This window comes from Margalitia sp. FSL K6-0131 (genome assembly GCF_038008735.1).
In the GTDB taxonomy this organism is placed as follows: Bacteria; Bacillota; Bacilli; order Bacillales; family Bacillaceae_C; genus Margalitia; species Margalitia shackletonii.
This window is the reverse complement of the sequence record NZ_JBBOZS010000001.1, coordinates 232,108-252,642: the sequence shown is the minus strand read 5'-3', so window position 1 is coordinate 252,642 and position 20,535 is coordinate 232,108. Positions and strand designations below refer to the sequence as shown.

General features: G+C 37.0%; 23 protein-coding genes, 1 pseudogene, 1 riboswitch and 1 other annotated feature. Of the genes and pseudogenes, 8 read left to right on the top strand and 16 right to left on the bottom strand.

The features are described 5' to 3' along the window. Window positions 1-36: 36 nt before the first annotated feature. The 3 genes from NSQ59_RS01340 to NSQ59_RS01330 form a co-directional block, all read right to left on the bottom strand. On the bottom strand, window positions 37-1,503 hold the full coding sequence (locus NSQ59_RS01340) for an AraC family transcriptional regulator (RefSeq protein WP_340828714.1): 1,467 nt from the start codon (window positions 1,501-1,503) through the stop codon (window positions 37-39). A 339-nt stretch (window positions 1,504-1,842) separates the two neighbouring features. Continuing rightward, complete coding sequence (locus NSQ59_RS01335) at window positions 1,843-2,349, bottom strand: CcdC protein domain-containing protein (protein WP_340828712.1); 507 nt, start codon at window positions 2,347-2,349, stop codon at window positions 1,843-1,845. 308 nt (window positions 2,350-2,657) lie between these two features. Beyond that, on the bottom strand, window positions 2,658-3,158 hold the full coding sequence (locus NSQ59_RS01330; protein WP_126648143.1) for an energy-coupling factor transporter transmembrane component T family protein: 501 nt from the start codon (window positions 3,156-3,158) through the stop codon (window positions 2,658-2,660). Between the two features lie 32 nt (window positions 3,159-3,190). On the opposite strand from NSQ59_RS01330, the pseudogene NSQ59_RS01325 reads away from it, so the two are divergent. Continuing rightward, window positions 3,191-3,370: pseudogene (locus NSQ59_RS01325) on the top strand (ATP-binding cassette domain-containing protein); the annotation flags it as partial. A gap of 32 nt (window positions 3,371-3,402) precedes the next feature. On the opposite strand, the gene NSQ59_RS01320 reads toward NSQ59_RS01325, so the two are convergent. Beyond that, the gene (locus tag NSQ59_RS01320; RefSeq protein WP_340828710.1) at window positions 3,403-4,260 is read right to left on the bottom strand and encodes an SAM hydrolase/SAM-dependent halogenase family protein; all 858 of its coding nucleotides are present in this window, start codon (window positions 4,258-4,260) and stop codon (window positions 3,403-3,405) included. 68 nt (window positions 4,261-4,328) lie between these two features. After that, window positions 4,329-4,607, bottom strand: a binding site (T-box leader). Window positions 4,608-4,808: 201 nt separating this feature from the next. Then, complete coding sequence (locus NSQ59_RS01315; protein ID WP_340833116.1) at window positions 4,809-5,177, bottom strand: alanine:cation symporter family protein; 369 nt, start codon at window positions 5,175-5,177, stop codon at window positions 4,809-4,811. A 153-nt stretch (window positions 5,178-5,330) separates the two neighbouring features. Here NSQ59_RS01315 and NSQ59_RS01310 point away from each other — a divergent pair, with 153 nt between their 5' ends. Further along, window positions 5,331-5,819: a PCYCGC motif-containing (lipo)protein gene (locus NSQ59_RS01310; protein WP_340828708.1), complete on the top strand. Its 489-nt coding sequence runs from the start codon at window positions 5,331-5,333 to the stop codon at window positions 5,817-5,819. 51 nt (window positions 5,820-5,870) lie between these two features. Here NSQ59_RS01310 and NSQ59_RS01305 read toward each other — a convergent pair whose 3' ends face one another. The 5 genes from NSQ59_RS01305 to NSQ59_RS01285 all read right to left on the bottom strand — a co-directional run bounded on the left by NSQ59_RS01305 (window position 5,871) and on the right by NSQ59_RS01285 (window position 8,562). Beyond that, the gene (locus NSQ59_RS01305) at window positions 5,871-6,185 is read right to left on the bottom strand and encodes a hypothetical protein (protein WP_055737906.1); all 315 of its coding nucleotides are present in this window, start codon (window positions 6,183-6,185) and stop codon (window positions 5,871-5,873) included. A 422-nt stretch (window positions 6,186-6,607) separates the two neighbouring features. Further along, window positions 6,608-7,468: an AraC family transcriptional regulator gene (locus NSQ59_RS01300; RefSeq protein ID WP_055737905.1), complete on the bottom strand. Its 861-nt coding sequence runs from the start codon at window positions 7,466-7,468 to the stop codon at window positions 6,608-6,610. A 246-nt stretch (window positions 7,469-7,714) separates the two neighbouring features. After that, complete coding sequence (locus tag NSQ59_RS01295; RefSeq protein WP_187356703.1) at window positions 7,715-7,951, bottom strand: spore germination protein; 237 nt, start codon at window positions 7,949-7,951, stop codon at window positions 7,715-7,717. Between the two features lie 26 nt (window positions 7,952-7,977). Continuing rightward, on the bottom strand, window positions 7,978-8,211 hold the full coding sequence (locus NSQ59_RS01290) for a hypothetical protein (RefSeq protein ID WP_055737904.1): 234 nt from the start codon (window positions 8,209-8,211) through the stop codon (window positions 7,978-7,980). A gap of 114 nt (window positions 8,212-8,325) precedes the next feature. Continuing rightward, window positions 8,326-8,562: a hypothetical protein gene (locus NSQ59_RS01285; RefSeq protein WP_055737903.1), complete on the bottom strand. Its 237-nt coding sequence runs from the start codon at window positions 8,560-8,562 to the stop codon at window positions 8,326-8,328. 240 nt (window positions 8,563-8,802) lie between these two features. Between NSQ59_RS01285 and NSQ59_RS01280 the strand changes: the two genes are divergently transcribed. Then, entirely contained in the window at window positions 8,803-9,009 is a 207-nt protein-coding gene (locus tag NSQ59_RS01280) for a hypothetical protein (protein ID WP_055737902.1), read from the top strand. Between the two features lie 100 nt (window positions 9,010-9,109). Here NSQ59_RS01280 and NSQ59_RS01275 read toward each other — a convergent pair whose 3' ends face one another. Next, window positions 9,110-9,547, bottom strand: coding sequence for an Hsp20/alpha crystallin family protein (locus NSQ59_RS01275; protein ID WP_340828703.1), 438 nt, complete (start codon window positions 9,545-9,547; stop codon window positions 9,110-9,112). Between the two features lie 221 nt (window positions 9,548-9,768). Here NSQ59_RS01275 and NSQ59_RS01270 point away from each other — a divergent pair, with 221 nt between their 5' ends. From NSQ59_RS01270 to NSQ59_RS01260, 3 genes are all read left to right on the top strand, one after another. After that, window positions 9,769-10,893 (top strand): GerAB/ArcD/ProY family transporter, encoded by a 1,125-nt coding sequence (locus tag NSQ59_RS01270; RefSeq protein WP_126648147.1) that lies wholly within the window; start codon window positions 9,769-9,771, stop codon window positions 10,891-10,893. Between the two features lie 142 nt (window positions 10,894-11,035). Beyond that, window positions 11,036-11,251: a hypothetical protein gene (locus tag NSQ59_RS01265; RefSeq protein ID WP_055737899.1), complete on the top strand. Its 216-nt coding sequence runs from the start codon at window positions 11,036-11,038 to the stop codon at window positions 11,249-11,251. Between the two features lie 239 nt (window positions 11,252-11,490). Next, window positions 11,491-12,621 carry a serine hydrolase domain-containing protein gene (locus NSQ59_RS01260; protein WP_055737898.1) on the top strand — a complete coding sequence of 377 codons (1,131 nt, stop codon included), beginning with the start codon at window positions 11,491-11,493 and terminating at the stop codon, window positions 12,619-12,621. Window positions 12,622-12,724: 103 nt separating this feature from the next. Here the strand turns inward: NSQ59_RS01260 and NSQ59_RS01255 are convergent, their stop codons facing one another. The 5 genes from NSQ59_RS01255 to NSQ59_RS01235 form a co-directional block, all read right to left on the bottom strand. After that, window positions 12,725-14,110 carry an MFS transporter gene (locus NSQ59_RS01255; protein WP_340828698.1) on the bottom strand — a complete coding sequence of 462 codons (1,386 nt, stop codon included), beginning with the start codon at window positions 14,108-14,110 and terminating at the stop codon, window positions 12,725-12,727. A gap of 116 nt (window positions 14,111-14,226) precedes the next feature. Beyond that, window positions 14,227-14,895, bottom strand: coding sequence for a GntR family transcriptional regulator (locus tag NSQ59_RS01250; protein WP_340828696.1), 669 nt, complete (start codon window positions 14,893-14,895; stop codon window positions 14,227-14,229). 21 nt (window positions 14,896-14,916) lie between these two features. Beyond that, window positions 14,917-15,822 carry a hydroxymethylglutaryl-CoA lyase gene (locus NSQ59_RS01245; RefSeq protein WP_340828695.1) on the bottom strand — a complete coding sequence of 302 codons (906 nt, stop codon included), beginning with the start codon at window positions 15,820-15,822 and terminating at the stop codon, window positions 14,917-14,919. 46 nt (window positions 15,823-15,868) lie between these two features. Continuing rightward, window positions 15,869-17,068: a CaiB/BaiF CoA transferase family protein gene (locus NSQ59_RS01240; RefSeq protein WP_445669189.1), complete on the bottom strand. Its 1,200-nt coding sequence runs from the start codon at window positions 17,066-17,068 to the stop codon at window positions 15,869-15,871. Between the two features lie 377 nt (window positions 17,069-17,445). Then, window positions 17,446-17,814 carry a DUF2294 domain-containing protein gene (locus tag NSQ59_RS01235; RefSeq protein WP_340828691.1) on the bottom strand — a complete coding sequence of 123 codons (369 nt, stop codon included), beginning with the start codon at window positions 17,812-17,814 and terminating at the stop codon, window positions 17,446-17,448. Window positions 17,815-18,048: 234 nt separating this feature from the next. Further along, a riboswitch (cyclic di-AMP (ydaO/yuaA leader) is annotated at window positions 18,049-18,192 on the top strand. A gap of 564 nt (window positions 18,193-18,756) precedes the next feature. On the opposite strand from NSQ59_RS01235, the gene NSQ59_RS27865 reads away from it, so the two are divergent. Together NSQ59_RS27865 and kdpA are read left to right on the top strand one after the other, a co-directional pair. Continuing rightward, window positions 18,757-18,834 (top strand): potassium-transporting ATPase subunit F, encoded by a 78-nt coding sequence (locus tag NSQ59_RS27865; protein WP_126648161.1) that lies wholly within the window; start codon window positions 18,757-18,759, stop codon window positions 18,832-18,834. Window positions 18,835-18,851: 17 nt separating this feature from the next. Beyond that, window positions 18,852-20,531: a potassium-transporting ATPase subunit KdpA gene (gene kdpA / locus NSQ59_RS01230; RefSeq protein WP_340828689.1), complete on the top strand. Its 1,680-nt coding sequence runs from the start codon at window positions 18,852-18,854 to the stop codon at window positions 20,529-20,531. Window positions 20,532-20,535 lie beyond the last annotated feature (4 nt).

Sequence of the window (20,535 nt, the reverse complement as noted above, 5' to 3'; positions counted from 1 at the left end):
TTTCCTGGGCTGTTAGCAACAGCCCTGTTTTTCTTATCAGTGTTCCATCCGATATTCCTTAGGTGCTTTTCCTACCACTTTTTTAAAAACTCTTGAAAAGTAATGCTGATTTTGAAAGCCAGTTAACGACGCAATCTCTTTAATGGCTAATTCCGTTTCTTCCAGTAATCTTTTCGCCTCTTTAATTCTTAATTGTGTTAAGCTTTCGCGGAATGTGCTCGATGTTTTTTCCACAAACAGATGACTTAAATAAGTAGAATTTCTTCCTACATAACGAGACAATTCATTTAAATCAAACTCAGGTTTCCAAAAGTGAAGTTCCATATAATGGAGGCATTTATCAATAAGCTCCAGATGGTCACTTTTACTTTTTTCGCGAACAGCATCAACCAGTTTCGAAGTGAAAATAATGAGCTTTTGTACAATACGATAAATTAAAGGATTATATAGAATGGTATCAAATATATCCAGGTACTCCTTCTCGTATGAATTGGAATCTAGATTTGCAGATTTCATATGACGGCGAATTTGTGCAAGAATACTTGTTAAGCGAATCCGCAGTAACCCCGGGTCGGGATACGGTTCATGAAACTGTAAAAATTCACTCGTTAAAAATTGAGATATTCCCTCTTTATTACCTTCGTTTAAAAAGCTTATCCATTGCTTCTGTTCACTCGGTGTCAAAAAGGGATCAATAAAAGCCCATTTCAATGGACTTTCAAATTCCAGTACTTGCCGATATCCAATAAAAAAGGTTACCTCGGTCATCTTTTTTGTTTGACTATATCTTTCATGAATGGATCTCCCCGAGTATTGATCATGATTGATAATAATAGAGACAGGCTCTTTTTGTTCCTGTTCCCAATCAAGCATAAATCGTTTACATCTTTCACTCCAATTCACATCTGCTGCATCCTTAAATAAACAAAGCAGCATATCACTCAACGGAAATATAATAGGAGAAACCGGAAAGATGTAATCCTTTAAAAATTGATTCAAGGTGGGTATGGTACTGGTATTTTCCGGCTGAAAAGCAATAAACACATATGATTTTGCTTGCTTTTTTACCGTCATAAACAATTCTTCGTACATAACCTCTTGTTTTATTTCCGGATGAGGATGAATAGCATTTCTTTGTCGTTTACGATGCTGCTCTCGTATTAAATTATTTATATAATTTAATAACTCTTGAGGGGAAAAGGGCTTTAATAATAAGTATTTTGTTCCAATATCGATTGCTTTTTTAGCAGTCTCATAGGTTGCTTCCATCGTCAAACAAATCATAGCTGGCTCATGAATTTTCAATAGTCTTGTCAAGGATTCTGAACTTCCAATATTCATATCATATACCAATATGGCAGGGGGATCTTGTTCAAGTGCCAATATCGTTTCGCTTAAACTTGTAGCCACTTTTATACTTACATTGGAAACAGAAGACTCCACCAGCCACTGTATTCCCTTTGCCTCAAAGTCATCATGATCGGCAATGACTATTTTTATCATACGATTTCCCCTTCTTCCAATCCCTATTATCCATCATTATTTCAAAGATAATTTAAGAGGTAAAGCTTTTATATTATTAACGATTAATCCAGATATTTTTATAATTCACTTTTCGCCAAGAGTCAACACCACCTCCATTAATTGGGGAAATCAGCGGAATTACCAGGTCAATGTTTAAACTAGGTATGCATGGAGCCGGCTGGATATCGGCACTGGCGCATTCGGAAATCGTATTTCTTCTCGCGTGTATCGGGGATGTTCTTATATTTCTATTTTGTCGCTATAGTTTACTATGGAAAAAGTAAAAAACTGTGTGAGTTCACACAGTTTTTCTGTATATTAAATTGTTTCCACTTTTAGATCACCCGCACATACTTTCCGAAATTTAACGAAGCTGCCAATTCTCCAAACTGCTATATAAATAAAGGCTAGTTCCATCGTTAAGACGGTAAACTCAATATAATCCAAGGTTTTAAAATATTGGCTTAAAGCAATACGAATCGCAATCAGAGCTATAATTACATATTTAAAATTTTTATTTCGTTTTGAATATACGAGTCCATCTTCTCTTATCTCATAGGATGTTTGAGTTAGCATTATTACTCCGAACAAAATACCAAGAATGCCGGCAATTAGCATTTCCCAAACTGCAGGTAAGTGAAATGGTTTTCCTGGTATATGCATTAGCTGACTAATACTTAACGTAAATACAATACTTAAAAACAACATGGGAGCAAGAATGCTAAATCCATTCCCTTTAATCGGACGGCCCCCTCTTTTCACTTTTATCAAAATGATTAATCCTATAATAATAACCATGATTCCAAATGTTATAATTGTTTGCATTTGAACCTCAACCTTTCATTTTTATTTCTGCTCTTCTTTATATTGCTATTATAGTCAAGGAACGTATACAAATATCAGTGCAATCCTTCACGTTTTCCATATGAAAAATTTCATGATTTAGAGATGAAAAAGCTTCGAATGAAGCAAATGATCTTTAAAAAGGATTCAACCAAAGGACGAGAAGAATGATGACTTATGGAGAAGTTATTATTCTTTCTTATTGCACACAAAAACCTTAAAACAGCAAACCACGAAGAGAGAATAGAAAATGAGTGAAGCTAAAAGCTTCACTCGCACTAGAACACAGGCTATTTTACAAACGGATTATAAAAACGATTACCATCATGAAAGGTAATAAACAAAGCAGCACCTAAGATACATGCACCCGAAACGATAGTAATATAATCCGCACGTTTAAAAGGCTTCCTACTATACCAGGTACGTCTTTTATTTTTTCCAAAGCCTCGCAATTCCATTGCATTCGTAATCACTTCGATACGATCCAAGCTCGATAAAATTAACGGGATAATAATCGAAGATGCATTTTTTATCCGCTTGAAAAGCTTTTCCTTCTTTGATAAGTCAATCCCGCGTGCTTGTTGAGATTGCGCGATATTCCGAAAATCCCTCTGAATATCCGGAATATATCGCAGTGCAATGGAAACGGCATACGCAATTTTATACGGAACGCCAATTCTATTTAAAGAAGCTGCAAACTCACTCGGATGTGTTGTTACAATAAATAGCAATGCCGCTGGAATGACCACAAACGCGCAGCAAAACAGGAAGTCTGACAAAAGATATGTAATGAAATAGAGATAGTATTATAGGGAGTACATTAATGAAAAAAGGTATTATTTCTTTTAAAAACTTTACTTTTAAATACAGAAGTCAAGCAGAACCTACTCTTCATGATATTAATTTAACGATATTTGAAGGGGAAAAAATATTAATTGTCGGTCCTTCAGGTTCTGGAAAAAGTACACTGGCTCATTGCATCAATGGGCTTGTTCCCTTTTCTCCTAATTTTTTTATTTTTCAAACATTTGATTCCTAATTATAGCTGATTTTCGGGACTTTGCGAATAGTAATTTTCCAATTCACACCTGTGGAAATATGATACGCTTTAGCAAATGATCCTTGATTAATCGCCACCCCTAAATTATCGAGTGAATTTACATAAAGCAGTGGTTCACCTAAATGGGTATCAGCGAAACAACGGCCAAAGGTCATAATATTTTTATAAACTTGGCGAGTATTATTATCGATGGTTACTTGTAAGGAATCGCCATATGATATTCCTGCTTTTTCAAATAATTCTCTGCTTATATTTGTCCAAAGGTTGCCAAAGCGAACATCTAAAATATCGATAGTACCAGAAATGAGATCTTCCGTAAGGGTAGGATCAGTTAAAGGCAATTCAACAAGGTCATCCACATTTACAACGGGGCCAACTTCCTCAAAAGAAATAATATTTGCCGCCAAGCGGGCACCCGTGTATGCATAGACATCTCGGCCATGAAATGTGTACGATTCTCCTGAGTTTGGCAAACGGTTAACCGTTTCATCTATTTCACGTGCCTCAACAATCCCAATATTCTGTTTGATATGCGTAATGCTTCCATTATCCGGTGTAACAATATAATGGTTGTCAGCGGTTTTGACTACAATACTTAATCTGTCCGAACCTACCCCAGGATCGACGACAGAAACAAAGACTGTATCTTCCGGCCAATACGAAATCGTTTGATAGAGACGATAAGAACCCTCCCATATATTGTATTGCGGAATTTCATGTGTTAAGTCAAAAATACTAATGCTTGAATCTACGGATAGCGCAACGCCGTACATTGCACTGACTGCACCATCACATGTACCAAAGTCTGTTTGAAGAACTAAATGTTTTGCCATTGTCGCATTCCTCCATTTACGTTTAGATATTTGTATAAAAATAAAAAACCACGCCATTATCAATAAATGATAAGGACGTGGTTGGAATCAACGTGGTACCACCTTACTTCACTGCATGCTCACACATACAGTCTCAACAAGTACATAAGCCAGCAAAAAATATGACTCTTTATACTGTGGTTTTGATAACGAGTACCAAATCTCGTCGGAACCTACTGATATCAAAGATACGTTCAGCACGAAACTCAGAGGCCATTGTTCAGATTTCTATTCTTTGCTTCTTTTCAGCTACCGAAGCTCTCTGTGTAAAAATATTGAAATCTTACTTTTCTCTTCATCGTTTTTAAAAGGGTGTTTTTCCTATTCTATTGAAATATTAACGTTATTATACGGAACAATATTTGGCAATGCAAGCATAAATTTCGAAAAAGTATGAATTCAATATCGACAAATAACGACTAGTCCAATGACTTGTAAATATCAAAAAAAATAAACCACCTTCTCTTTTTTATTCATTAAGGGAAGATGACTAATTTTTTACATTGATTTTAGGTATTTATCGGGACTTCTTTTACATTGTTCCTGCTTTTGCTTTTCTCTTTTTTACGAACATCCTTGAAAATCTTTGTTTCTGATACGATAACACCTGAAAGCATAAGGAGAGCGATTAGATTCGTAATAGCCATTAAAACGTTGAAAACATCGGATATTCCCCATACGATACTCAAGCTTGAAACAGAGCCTACCAGGACTGCTAATGTAAAAATAACACGATAGACAAATACTGAACGATCACCAAATAGGTAACTTACACATTTTTCCCCATAGTATGACCAGCCAATAACGGTGGAATATGCAAAGAAGATAAGTCCAAAGGTCAAAATGTAGCCTCCGACATGCGGGAAGAACCGTCGAATGCAGATTCCCTATATTTTTTTGGCATTTTCATTAAATAGTCATATAATCCGTTATATGAAATTAATGTGTCAGTATGATGTATTCACTTGATTACATTTATAGGAAAAATTAACATTAGGTTAGTTGTATAAATAGTACGGGAAGGTGATGAAATGATTAAAAGATATTTTGTGAGTATTCTAGTTTTACTTTTATTCATTTTCGCAGCGGGCTGCTCGAATTCGAATCATAAAAAAAGTGCGGTAAGTGATGACCATAAGGCATCAACGGGAGATTTGGCGGAGGAAACCTCTTCCATGAATGAACTGCCTACCTTTTTAAACGGCCAAACAGATACTATTAAATCTATTTATAAAGCCTCTGCTGCAAGTAAGGAATTGCTTGAAAAGATTCCATGTTACTGCGGATGCGGTAAAAGTGTGGGACATAAAAATAATTATGATTGTTTTGTTAGGGAAAATAAGAAAAATGGCGGTATAGTTTGGGATTCCCATGGGTTGAATTGCGATGTATGCCTTGAAATCGCGGCACAATCTATTACAGATTATCATAACGGAAAATCCATTAAAGAAATCCGAAAAGAAATTGATCAAAAATATAAGGAAGGATATGCTAACCCAACTCCAACACCACAAGTATAATGAAAAAGTGTCCGCTGCACGCGGACACTTTTTCATTTTGTATACGAGTCATTAATGGTGGTGATGGTGTCCAGCATGACCTTTTTTGGGATTGGTGATGACGAATTCTTCTTGAGGAACGAAGAAGAATTGGATCCAAACACCATCAAGGTATTCTTCGTCACGTTTGTCCAACAGGATATCGATGCCTTTATCCGTTTTGACAATTTCATCATGCTCCGTTGGGTGATCAAATTGTAAAGCGTAGTGTGCATGATCTCCGTGAACCTCGGTAATGATAACACGGAGCATTTTGCCTTCTGATTCTTCGTCATTTAACATTTTATTCATGATTTTTGCGGCATTTCGGTTTATTTTAACTTGCATTTTAATAGGACCTCGATTCACATAATGTCTATTTCATTATTCTATCACAATAATGGAAAAGACAAACATCAGAAGCCTCATACAAAAACAAACTGGTTCTGAAAATACAGTGAAAAAACGCTGGGACAATGAGCTTCGGAGATTGTAGACGAAAACAAAAGAGGAAAGCCCAGGGCTAAGCGGACAGAGGTTCCCTTATCTGTGACAAAAGTGGTATTTATAAGAGTTTACAGGACAGACGTTCCGCTATTCACGGAAAAACGCATGAAAATCACTGCATTTATACCGAATAACGGATTTTGTGTCCTCTAACATCGAAAATAAGCCCATTTTGTCACAGATAGCGGAACTGGTGTCCGCCTCAAGATCAAAAAAAAGCAAATACCCTTTGTTTATACAAAGAGTATTTGCTGCTCGTATCCCTATTTTACCGGAATCCAAATTTCAGAATAATAATCATCCTGATATGCATCATCATCCGGATACACTTCTAATTCTGGTGTTCCCGCATGGCGGTATCCGCTTGAAGGGAACCATTCGGAAAAAATTCGCTCCCATGTTTTTTGCATTGCTTCAGGCATTGGACCGTTTACTTCAAAAACAGCCCATTTAGAGGCAGGGATCTCGAGATGAAGTAATTTCTCCGGTTGCTCGCCTTCATGTGCTGCAGCAATCCAGTAATCAATCTTACGTGAATCTGTATCACTCTTATCTACACAAACACCAAGCACACCTTTAACTGGACCATTATTCAATTGGTTCAATAACCGCGCTGTTCCATTTGAATTTACTTCTTCCCATAACTTAGGAATTTCAATAAGATTTTCATTGTTCATCACCGAATACTCACGTTTGATTCCGACTACTTGAAACGCTTCTTTTTCTACAATACTGTACTTCACTGGTTCTACCCCTTTCAGACTCACCTGAATAGTCAGGCGGTTATAAGATTGCAGCTTCCCCTTCCCCTTTCGCACTTCGCTTGGCGAGATACCATGCTGTCTACGGAAAGCTTTCGTGAAAGCCTCGGGAGTGTCGTAGCCATATTTATAGGCTAAATCAATTACTTTCTCATCTGTTCTGGACAATTCTTCAGCTGCAAGGGTCAGACGACGTCGCCGTATATACTCTCCTACCGTTGTATCCGTCAAGATAGCAAATGTTCGTTGAAAATGAAACACGGATACATTTGCTTGTTTGGCAATATTATCGATAGATAGGGAATCAAGTAAATGTTCTTCCATATAATCGATCGCCTTCTGCAATGATTCAACCCAAGTCATATTGCTCACTCCTTACATTTATCTTAACGGCCGAAAATTTTTTCTTCCTGTCATTTTGTGCTTTGTGATGACATGTTCCAATTATGTAAATTCTGCATAGATCCCGATTTCCCCTTCCAGTGTTAAACAACATAAAAATAAAGGCTTTACAGGTGTTCTTTAAAGAAATATCAATCAGAAGAAACAATATAACTAACCACAACAAAAAACAGGTGTAAAAAAATACACCTGCTAAATATATATCGTTTATACAATGCTATTTTTAACAGAAGGGCTATCGCTTACATCTGGATCAACTAGGTAATCAATCGGTATATTTATCGGCGACAAATCGCCGTTTAGTTCTCCAAATCCTTGATTACGCTTATAGGAAGTAAATTGATCAATAAATTGAACCGGCCCAACATTAATAACCGAATTATTATCAACTGAATTAATTTTAAATGCAAGCAGATTGAGTGCGAAAGGGGTAAAAAACACCATTTAAATACCTCCCTTTTGACCATAAGCTATAGTATGCTATTTTTTACCGTTGGGGTATCGATAAAATCACAATCAATAGCCGTCGTAATAGGAAAAAAAACAGGTGAGAAATCACCATTCAGTTCTCCGGTTCCTTGATTTCTCTTATAAGAAACGAATAAATCAATGTGTTGACTAGAACCCATATTCACAGTAGCGGCATGGTCAACTGCATTTAATTTAAAAACTTGAAGGTTTATCTCCACTGGAGCAAAATTCATGTTATACCTCCTATTTTCAAAACGGAGCCGTTTTTTCCTTAGCTATAATACTAAATTTTTTTGTTAAGTACCTGATGAACGAATCTTAGTCAATATCCCCAGATACAAATTCCTTTACTCCATATCCGTTTGCTTTTCACTGGAAAAATCAGTCATATCATCATCAATAAGTTCACTAACGGTAAAAAACCGGGGACTTCCATCTGATAAAAACTGTCCAATCGCCTGATTTTTTTTAGCACTTGCAGCCTTATTTACCTGGACTGTTGACCCTAAAGAAATAGTACTGGAATGATCCGCGTTAACAATAATGAGATCACTAAGATTGATTCGTGTAGAGTCAAACTTCATATTTCATTTCCCTTTCTCAAAATCTAAGAATTATTTAATCCTATGCATAGGTTAGATACATTATTCAGTGGATATTAATTTCATGCGTGTATCACTTTGATTTTCCGTCTACCCTTAACTTTCCATTATTCCATGAACCCACTTCCTGAACATTTTCTAGGTAACCCCCTGGATTTCTGCCCATACCAATTATTTTTTATTGAATACCAATAGATTAATGGGATGTAAAGGAGGGGAAATATGTCTAAGCAAAAACACGAAAAAGTCATTCATGTCGATAAGCTTGTCATACATGCAAAGGAAGTTGAAATTATTCAAGAAAGGCCGGCCCACACTGAACCAGAAAGAAGAAACCCATGGGATTTCTTCTGGAGAGGGCAGCCAAGAACTCAGGAGAACATGGCACCAACAACGGCTGAAAATATGCCGGTTGAGGAGAGCGAATAAAAGGAGACAAAAAAAGGCCAGTTTTGGCCTTTTTCTTCTGCAATAAAAATTTGATAGTATCGTAACCTTAGTCCTTATCTAGCTATAGCGCCTTTTCTTCTTAATGAAATTCCACATCAATTTTTCGGTTGTTTTCCTTCATTAATTTTGGCATTCGGACTTCCAGCACTCCACTTTTATAAGAAGCTTTTACACCTTCTGTCGAAACAGGGCTTGGCAATGAAACGGAACGATGGAAACGCCCAACATACCTTTCTTTCCTGTGCATATTTTCCTCTTTTACTTCATTTGTTCGATTAATCGATCCACTAATCATCAAAATATTGTTTTCTATCTCGATGTTTACATCTTCCTTCTTCACCAATCCCGGAATATCACAAGTGGCAACCACTTCACTATCCGTTTCATGTACGTCTACTCGTATCCTTCCCAGATTAGGCTCTCTATCAAAGTTCATTGGAAAATCTGAAAACAACCGATCAAAATCCTTTCTCATGTTAGATAAATGTCTAAACGGATCATACGGAGTTAAATCCATCTTTTCTCCTCCTTATAAGTAGTACTGTTCTATTTTTTGAAGTATGGATAAGATTATACAAATTACAAATGAGAGAGTGATTCCTTTTCATTTGTAATTCCTACATAACAAACCTTTTTTTGGAGACAATAATATTAGAATAATGAAACTCCGTTTATTCGAATTATATTTTTTTCATAATCCATTGGCATTAATAAGTGCCTACAACCTGGGGGTTAATGATGCAGCCGCCAATAATTCCAGAAAGCAAAAAATTCTCCCCTTATCTAGTTTTTTTTACTGTTGCTGGTATGCAAATCGGGATAGGGATATTAGGGTTTCAACGAATAATCGCCAAACTAGCGGGATATGATGCATGGGTATCTGTTATTTTGGCAGGGTTAAGTACGCATGTTATTATTTGGTTTTTATACAAACAATTGGAGACAGTGAAAGGTGATCTTTCCGACATTCACACGGCTGTTTTCGGAAAATGGATCGGAGCCTTATTTAATATCTTTTTTGTGTTATATTTTTCTTTGTTTGTAGTAACAGCTCTTCGCACGTACATTGAGGTTATTCAAGTGTGGATGTTCCCTGATATGAGTACTGCTTGGTTTGCCTTAATATATTTAGTTCTATGTATTTATAGTATTAATGGAGGAATTCGAACAGTAGTCGGTCTTTTCTTTTTTGGGTCAGCCCTTCCTTATTATATTATTTTCTTCTACGGATTTGCGATGCAGTATGCCGATTTCCGGCACTTTCTGCCTATCTTTAATCATTCTTTTAATGATTTTTTACAGGCAGCTCAAGGCATGTCCTTAACCAATCTTGGCTATGAACTTATTTGGGTTTACTACCCTTTTATAAAGGAGCCAACTAAATCAAAAAAATGGGCTCATCTTGCATTGGTTTTTACAACTATTGTGAATTTATTTGTCACTTTAATAACCTTTGCATTTTATTCCCAGCCTCAATTACAAAAAAATATATGGGCAACTTTGACTACTTTTAAAATTATTCATTTTCCAGTTGTAGAACGCTTTGAATTTATCGGGATAGCTAACTGGTGTTTAGTGATTCTCCCAATTGTTTGTCTTTCCTTATGGAGTGCAAGTAGAATTTTAAAAAGAACCGTGAAAGTCAAACAAAAATATGGGGTTGTCCTAATAAGCTTTTTTGTATTTTTAGTATGCCTGCAATTAGAAACAAGGTTACATATTGACTTGATCAATGCTATCATCTCCGATATTGGATTTTTCATTAACTACGTTTATATCCCTTTATTGTTTGTTTTACTGATAATTGTAAATAAAGTGAAGAAGATGATGAAAAAGCAAAAGAAGAGTTCCGCTTCGTCTTAGTACACGAGATCTTAGGAAAAGGGATCTCGTTTTTTTGTGGGTTAATGGAGTAAGTTAAAAACAAAACGGGGAAAGGAAGGATATTTTAGCCTTTAGGTGAATATAACAAACTTAATAGCCTATAGGAAGCAGGTGTCAATTTATGATGCTAAAATTATTTATCTGTTCATTTATTTTACTCTTCCTGTCATTTGTCTTCTGGCTTTATGCACATCTTTCTCCGGTGTATATGGACAAAATGGCTTCCCCGACATCCCATGATCATCTAAAAACATGGAGCAATTTAGGCACAGGAATTTTTCTTATCAGCACCGTTATCCTGCTAATCATTCTCATCATGCGAAAAAAAGCGGATTAATAAAAGGATTCGTTAATTAGATTATTCTTGGATGGAATCGAACTCCTTTCATTGTGATACAAATAAAGTCAAAAATATGTGGTTCGAACCTTCATTTTCTTATTGATTATTCATTTCTATTTCATTAATATAGGACTGTTACAGAATGATTTTAAAAAAGAGGATTGGTTACGCTGACTAGGGCATCCACATTAAAACGTAGAAGGGCCATAAGAAAGAGGAGAATTATCGGAACCCTAATGGTTTTTTGTCTTCTCATTTTACTTCTATTTGGCGCCATCTACAGTTTATTTCACAAAAAAGGAATAACGAAAGCAACAGAACAAAAGCATCAAACGGAAAGTTTAATTCGTGATGATAAACCAAATATAACAGCAAAGAAAAATGCAAAAACAAATCACTCTCCAAAAAATATCGTGAAGAGCAAAGAAATTGATGATTATTTAAAAAGCATTCATTTTAACGGAACGGCAGTCGTTGTAAAAAATGGCCAGTTCGTTATAAATAAAGGATACGGTTTTGCAAATAGGGAAAAACAAGCGCCAGACAATCCCAATACCATTTATTATATTGGCTCCATTACGAAATCCTTTGTATCTGCATCATTCATGCAGTTACAGGAAAAAGGTTTGGTAAATACGAATGATTTATTGTCAAAATACCTGCCATCATTTCCACATGCTAACGAAATAAAAATCTATAACTTGTTGACACATACTTCGGGAATTCGGGAGCATATGGAAACGAGTGAAAAACTTTCGAGAGAACAATTGATGAAAAAAATCGGTAAAGGCGCACAAACCTTGCTATTTAAGCCCGGAACTCAATGGAACTATTCTGATTCCAATTATGCGATATTAGGCTACATCATTGAAAAGGTTACAGGAGAATCCCTACATGACTATATTCGTGGACACATATTCAAGCCAGCACAAATGAAAGATTCCGGTTTTGGAGAGGCCTTATACCATTCGCCTAATCAATCCATTGGCTACAAGCTAAAAGATAACTCTATCTACACACCTGGTATGCCTGATTTTTCCCAGTTATTTGGATGTGGGGATATCTATACAACTGCTTCCGATTTATATAAGTTCGATTTAGCAATAGAATCTGGAAAGCTGTTCTCAAAGGATAGCTTCAACCAAATCTATACTCCCAACAAATCGAATTACGGCTTTGGCTGGTATGTAGATCCAGGAAGCTACTCATCCCATGGAGTTATGCCTGGTTGGAATACACTAAATAGTTATTCAAAGAGCGGAAATATTTATGTAGTTTTGCTCTCTAATATCCAAAATAATATTCAATCTATGGGTGTTGTAAACAATAATATATATATGAAACTGGCAAATTTTCAAGGAAGTTAATCTTTTGTCCAAAAATAAAGAAGCACCCTATCAAAATAGGGTGTTTCCTTTTATATAAGTATTAAGTTAGCAAACACTGTCCAAGCATGAGATCAAAACAATTCTATGATGTTACTTGAGTTGGATCGACAATGGTTTGCTCATTCGTTCCGTCAATAGTCTCGAGGGATCTTCCCCTTGTTGGCGGTGCAAGTAATGCTATATCAAGGATAACGATAATCATTGCTGCTGCAACAATCGAATACATTGCAGTAGCACCGCTTTTATTTAACACAGGAAGCAAGATAAAAGGCATTAGTCCGCTCATGATACGGCTAATACTATACGCCACCCCTGTAGCAGTTGCTCGAATATCTGTCGGGAATATTTCTGCTTGTAAAATATGATAAGCATTGGAAAAGACATTGCTGCAGAGGGTGTAAATAAATCCAAATAGAACAATCATCGCTGCTGAATTTCCCATCCCAAATAAGATTCCGAATACGCCCATGCAAAATGCCGATAAACATACCAGCCATTTACGGTCGATGCGTTCAATTAACGGCACAGAAAGCAATGAACCTAGAGGATATCCAATAAAGGATAAGGCAACAAACTCAAGAGAATGAGTAATGGTATATCCTTTTGCTGCTAAAACAAGAGGGGCAAGGGTACCAAATCCATAGTATCCGAGTGTTTGGAATATTTGGAAAATATAAAGCATAATGGTCCGTTTCCTATATCGTTTTTGAAAAACATCCGCATATAATTTTGAATTAGAAACTTGTGTACTCTTGTTTGCCTTCTGAACATGCTTTACATTAGGAACCTGGCTGTTTCCTGATAAACTTTTCACAATTTCTTCCGCTTCTTTCGTTCTTCCAACAGATTCTAGCCATCTAGGTGATTCCGGTAAATGGCGTAATTGCATAAATACAATTACCGCTCCAATCGACCCGATTAAGAACATCCATCTCCATCCTTCAAGACCAAGAGGAGTTAAAGGCACCAATCCCCTGGCTAAAAACCCCTCAATCGGAACAGCGAGGAAAGCAAGGGTGTATGCCCATGCAATGTATTTCCCACGTTTTGCAGATGGAATAATTTCACTTAAATACGTATCACAAAGTGCTGGCTGCGCTCCTAAACCCATCCCTGCTAAAAAGCGAAATAGAATGATAAGACCAACATTAGGACTTAATACGATTAAAAACGTAAACACACTGTAAATCCCGAGATTAAGTAAGAACGCATTTTTCCTCCCGTATCGATCGGCAATACCGCTTAATAGAATTGCTCCCACAAACATTCCTAAAAAACTTGATCCAAGTAACAAAGGCATAAGCGAAGAGCTAACATGGAACTTTTCTCCTAAAACACTCGACAACACACTTGCCAAAAACAGCTCAAAGAATTCAAAGAATAACCCAATACTTATTAACACAACAGCCTTTTTATGCCCTTTCCCAATAGAGAGCAAATCCAATCGCTTTCCGATCGTTCCTTCCATTCCATAACCCCCTCATTTTCATATCCGAAATACAGAATGCCTTCACCAACACCTAATACTCCCCATCATTGCTTCTGCCACCACCCCCTACTGATTGGTTAATTGGTTTCACCGTTTTATTCTTTCTTTAAGAAGTGACGAAATGTTTGCAAATCATGAAGAATATGTTCACTCATCCGCTGCTGCGCCTTAAATGGATCTTTTTCTTTCAAAGCCAAAAATATAAGTTCATGGTCTTCAATATAGCTTGTATCTCTAGATGAATAGTAATAGTCCCTGGTGATATTGGATCGCATAAATAACGTTTTCGTTCGAATGGTTTCAAGCAGAGCAATGAGCTGGTGATTATGCGAAGCTTTGATAATGGTTTCATGAAATTTTGTGTTTAATTCTACGGATTCTGATATTCTTCCGTCCAAAAATGCATTTTTGGATTCTACGATTAATCGCCATAATTCATGCTCAATTTCTTCCGTCATATGACCTGCGGCTAATTGTGCAGCAAGAGACTCCAATCTTTCACGGCACTGGTAAATTTCAATAACATCCTGAACACTCGGCTTATAAATATGAATAGCTCCGGATCGTTGTACAAGTAAACCGTCTTTTAATAGCATTCGCACCGCTTCCCGTAGTGTTCCTCTTCCTACCCCCAACTTTTTAGCCAAATTAGTTTCCACCACTAATTCACCTGGCTGCAAATCCATTTGTATAATTTGTTTCAGTAAAATATCGTAAATTTGTTCATGTAATGGTGTAGATCGAACAATTTCTATTTTTCTCAACCCCTCATTATTTTTTGATCGTTATGTTGTTTGAAGCGCCTTTACTTTATGAATATGCCCTGTAAATTCACGCTTGGTAAAGGCTTGAATCTGCTTTACACAGGAAAGAAGCGCGGATACATCAATACCAGTTTCAATCCCCATTTCATGGAGCATAAAAACAACATCCTCTGTTGCAACATTTCCAGCTGCACCTGGAGCAAATGGACAACCCCCTAATCCTCCAACGGAAGCATCAAAACGGGTAACTCCCGCCTGAAGGGCAGCCATAACATTCGCTAAAGCAAGCCCATAAGTATCATGAAAATGAGCGGAGATAACTGCCTGTGTGTTGAGAGCCATGACTTTTTCAAATATATCAAATACTTGTTTTGGATTTGCACGACCGATCGTATCACAAATGGCAATTTCATCGACCCCCAATGCCTCTGCTCTTTTGACCATTTCTAACACGATTGCTGGATCTACCTTTCCTTCAAATGGACACCAAAATGACGTTGCAATGCAATATCGAATAAAGGAATCGTTTCCCTTTGCTTTTGCAATGATTCTATCTAACACTCGGATGGATTCTTCTCTGCCCATTCTTACATTATGAAGATTAAAAGTTTCACTTGCTCCTACTACCAAGGAAAAGGCTTGAACATTACTCGCTAATGCACGCTCATATCCTTTTTCGTTTGGAATTAAAGCAATATATTGAATGCTCGGGTCCTGGTGTATTCCAGCAAACACTTCTTGAGCGTCCCTCATTTGCGGCACGAATTCCGGATGAACAAATGAAGTCGTTTCTACTCTTTTAATGCCTGTTTTGCTTATAGCATTAATAAAGGCTATTTTTTCATCTGTGGGAATAAAATTCGCTTCATTTTGCAGCCCATCTCTTGGACCCACTTCAACAATTTCGACTTTTTTTGGTAAACTCATATGATAGCCACCTTTACTCTACATATCACTAGTTTTATAGGTTTTTTTAAACTATACCCTTTTCTTGCAATTCTTTAATTTCTTCCTCTGATAAATGTACCTTATCGGATAAAATTTCCTTCGTATGTTGGCCTAATCTAGGACCTGCCCACTCAATATCACCCGGCGTTTCACTCATCTTTGGCACGATTCCAGGCATTTTTAATATTCCTATGTCCTCCACTTCTACATCACGTATCATGTCCCTTGCTTGATAATGCGGATCGTTTACTATATCTTCAATGGAGTAAATCGATCCTGCAGGAACCTGGGCTTCATCTAGAAACTTCATTATCTCCATAAAAGGATGGCTCAGCGTCCATTCTTCTATTAATCGATCCAAGTAATCAGCATGCTCTGATCGTTTTGCATTATTTGCAAAGCGCGGGTCTTCCGCAATATCGGGGCGCCCCATCACATTCATTAGGCGTTTAAAAATGGTATCACCGTTTGCGCCAATAACGATATATTTCCCATCCTTACAAGGATAAGTATTAGATGGTGTCACACCAGGCAAAGAACTCCCAGTCCGTTCCCTAATCAAACCCGTTCTTCCGTATTCTGGTAAAGTGCTCTCCATTAAGCTGAAAACAGATTCATAAAGGGCCACATCAATAATTTGTCCCTCATGGGTTCCTTTAACATCCCTATGATAAACCGCCATCAATGCTCCAATGACTGCATAAAGTGCTGATACGGTATCCCCAATACTGATACCCACACGTGTAGGAGGACGATCTGGATAACCGGTTATGTACCGCATTCCTCCCATCGCTTCACCTATGGAACCGAACCCAGGTTTCTCTCGGTAAGGTCCATCTTGACCATATCCGGATACACGGACCATAATTAGGGATGGATTAATAGATTTAAGTACATCATACCCCAGCCCCCATTTTTCCAATGTACCCGGACGAAAATTTTCAATAACAACATCTATGTCTTCAATTAGTTTGCGAACTAGCTGCTGCCCTTCCGATTTCCTTAAATCGATGGTGATCGACTTTTTATTCCTGGACTGCAAATACCACCAAAGACTAGTGCCATTTTCAACCGTTCTCCAGGTCCGAATCGGATCGCCTTTTTTTGGCGCTTCGATTTTTATTACTTCAGCACCAAACTCAGCTAGTAAGCGGGCGGCAAATGGTCCAGCAATCAATTGCCCCATCTCTAGCACACGTAGACCTTCCAACGCTTTTTTCCCCAAGTCAAACATCCCCTTAATTCAAATAACACATTTTTAAAACGCTTTCATTAATGTTTAAATAATAAATGTTTTCAAACAATTCGTCAACCGTTGGCGGTCGACACATTACTACAATTATTGCTTTATAGAAACCATGAATAAATTCACGCTGTTTTTTATTCTATTAGGATATTTTTAAAAAATATACAGCTTTTCTAAACAGAGGTAGGGGAGGAAACTACGAGGGGTTTATCCATATTACTAAATATAAGAAGAAAAGAATAACCTCACAATATTCTGTTCGCATTTATTTCTATTTGAAATTATATTCATATATCATTTATTAATAGAATTAACCCTATTCTTTTATAGATTTTTAAGAGAAACCTACCGAACTTTTACTGATCAAGTAATTTCTCTAAATTTTTATCTAAAATAAATACCTCAATTCGCTCACCCATTCTAGTACTTATATCACTATGACTGGAAAGAACTGTGCAATCTGTGTATTGTTCCACAATTTTTTCAAAGTCTTGACTGTACATTTCGCGAAGCACTTGTCTCATCTGTTTAACAAGCTTCTTTCCGTATTGGTGGTTGACCAAATGTTTCTCTTCAATGGTTAAAACTCCTTTAAACCGAGCAATAATCATATCCTGGACGATATACGTCTTAATCTCCTGAGGACCGCGTCCAATTAAATCTCGATGGAGTTTAATAAAAGCCTCGTTTAATTCTGATTCAAGTTTTTTCTTTGATTTGGTCATTTTTCCAATCCCCCTAATCATTCATGAAAAATATATTACGCAGAGGAGATTTCAATTGTCAACCATATTTTTATAAAATTTGAAATCGGTAGAAAATGAATAAATTAATTAGATATCGATAGTTTTCATTTGATTTCCTTCCTAAATTGCCGAATATCAGACGTAAAAGGCAAAATACCGAATTTTACAAACAAATCATATCTGCGTAGAATATGCCACATATAGTTTTGAAATGAATATGATCGGCCTAATCTCAGAAATGAGAGCGGAGGAACCACCTTTTATTGGGGTTAATTCTACAGATTGTAGAAGGGATGAGATTTTCTCTTTCGCCATCCTACCCGTCAGCTAACTTCGTCGGCTAAAGCGAGGGAGGTCTTAAGACCGCCTTTTAACAAGAGGCTTTTTTTATTGCATCTTAATGATGCAGTAAAGGATGCAGCTTGAAAATAAGTAGGTCTTTTTTGTATGCCTATTTTTAGGAAAAGTGTCAGAGAAGACAGAATGCAAAGAGGGCAATAGCCAGCTGGGCATTAGGTAGACTACTGTGTACTTTTTCTCCCAAATGTTAGAGGAACATGAATTTAGTAATTATCATTCCAAGTCAGGGATGATCTTTCCTTCATGTTCTGAATTTGCGGGGAGAGTATGCAGTAGTCTTTTTTATTCTCGATTCTTTGAATAAAAAAGACTACTGATAAGGCTCTCCAAGGAATGTAAAAAATAAGGAGGGCATCATGCATGGTACATTTTTAGCTTATATAGGGTTTATCGTTCCCTTTTTAGGATTTTCCATATTAATACTGTTCGCAAATAAGAAAAAAAGGTGATATGAGTGATTACATTTATTATGATTCTGCTCCTATGCGGGAGTTTTACTTGTTTGCATTTTTTTATCAATTGGTGTGAACGAATACTTGAGGAAAAAGGTGGAGCTTGACCATGATCATCGTTTCAATATTTACACTATTTGTGTTCATCTATTTAGTCTACGCCCTTGTTCATCCTGAGAAATTTTAAAAAAGGAGTATTTGATGATGGATATAGTACAAATGCTGGTTGTTATTCTTATCCTAGTATTACTGGTTAAACCGTTAGGAACCTATATTTACCACGTGTTCTCAAATAAACAAAACCGTACAGATAAATGGTTTAACTGGTTAGAAAGGATTATTTATACCTTTTCAGGGTTAAAAACTAGACCGTCGATGTCCTGGAAACGCTATGCACTATCGTTAGTATTGTTAAATGCAGGCTTTGTGGCCATTGGATTTTTGATATTGCTCCTTCAAGGGTATTTACCCCTTAATTCAAGCAAGATTAAAGGGATGGAACCTACTCTTGCATTTAACACGATTATCAGCTTTATGACGAATACCAACCTGCAGCATTATAGCGGTGAAACAGGTTTATCCTATTTTTCACAAATGGCCGTCATTATTATGATGATGTTCACATCCGCAGCAACAGGTATATGTGTGGCAATAGCCTTTATTCGAGGAATTACCTCAAAGGGAGAAACGCTTGGAAATTTCTTTGAGGATTTCACTAAATCGATTACGCGATTGTTACTTCCTCTCGCTTTGGTTATGGCAATTATCCTGGTTGGGCTGAAAGTACCACAAACATTGCAGCCAACGATCCATGCCACGACGGTAGAAGGAAAAGTACAAAATATCGCGATTGGACCAATTGCCTCCTTAGAATCGATCAAGCACATTGGGACAAACGGCGGGGGGCATACAGGAGCAAATTCGGCGCATCCATTTGAAAATCCTAGTCCGCTGACAAATGTATTAGAAATTCTAATGATGTGGTGTATACCAGCATCCTTAACGTATACATTCGGTAAATTTGCACGCAATCAAAAACAGGGTTGGGTAATTTTCAGCACGATGCTACTTATATTTCTTAGTTTTCTCTCCCTTGTTTACTTTTCAGAGAGCATGGGGAATCCAACATTAAATGCTCTGGGATTAAACCATGAAGAAGGAAGCATGGAGGGAAAAGAAGTTCGATTTGGAATTGCACAGTCTTCCCTTTTCACAACGGTTACGACTTCTGCTACTACAGGAAGCGTTGATAATATGCACGATACATTAACACCTCTAGGAGGTTTAGTACCACTTTCCTTGATGATGTTAAATGTCGTCTTTGGCGGTGACGGAGTAGGATTAGTGAACATGCTTATGTATGCCATCTTGGCAGTCTTTCTATGCGGATTGTTAGTGGGAAGAACACCGGAATTCTTAGGCAGAAAGATTGAACCAAAGGAAATGAAGCTTATTACGATTGCTCTATTGGCTCATCCGCTTATTATTCTATTCCCATCCGCTCTCGCATTTATAACAGATTTAGGAAAAGGAGCCATAAGCAATCCGAGCTTCCATGGCATTTCACAAGTAATATATGAATTTACCTCTTCAGCAGCCAATAACGGATCTGGTTTTGAGGGGCTGGGAGATAACACTCCATTTTGGAATATTTCTACTGGAATTGTTATGTTCCTTGGACGCTATATATCTATTATTGCTTTATTAGGAGTGGCAGGCTCCCTTGCCAAAAAACAATTTGTCCCTGAAACGACAGGTACATTTCGGACAGATAATGGACTGTTTATCGGCATTTTACTAGGAATTGTCCTCATTGTCGGGGCTCTTACTTTTCTTCCTGTTTTAGCATTGGGACCGATAGCAGAATATGTTTCGATTCGATAGGAAA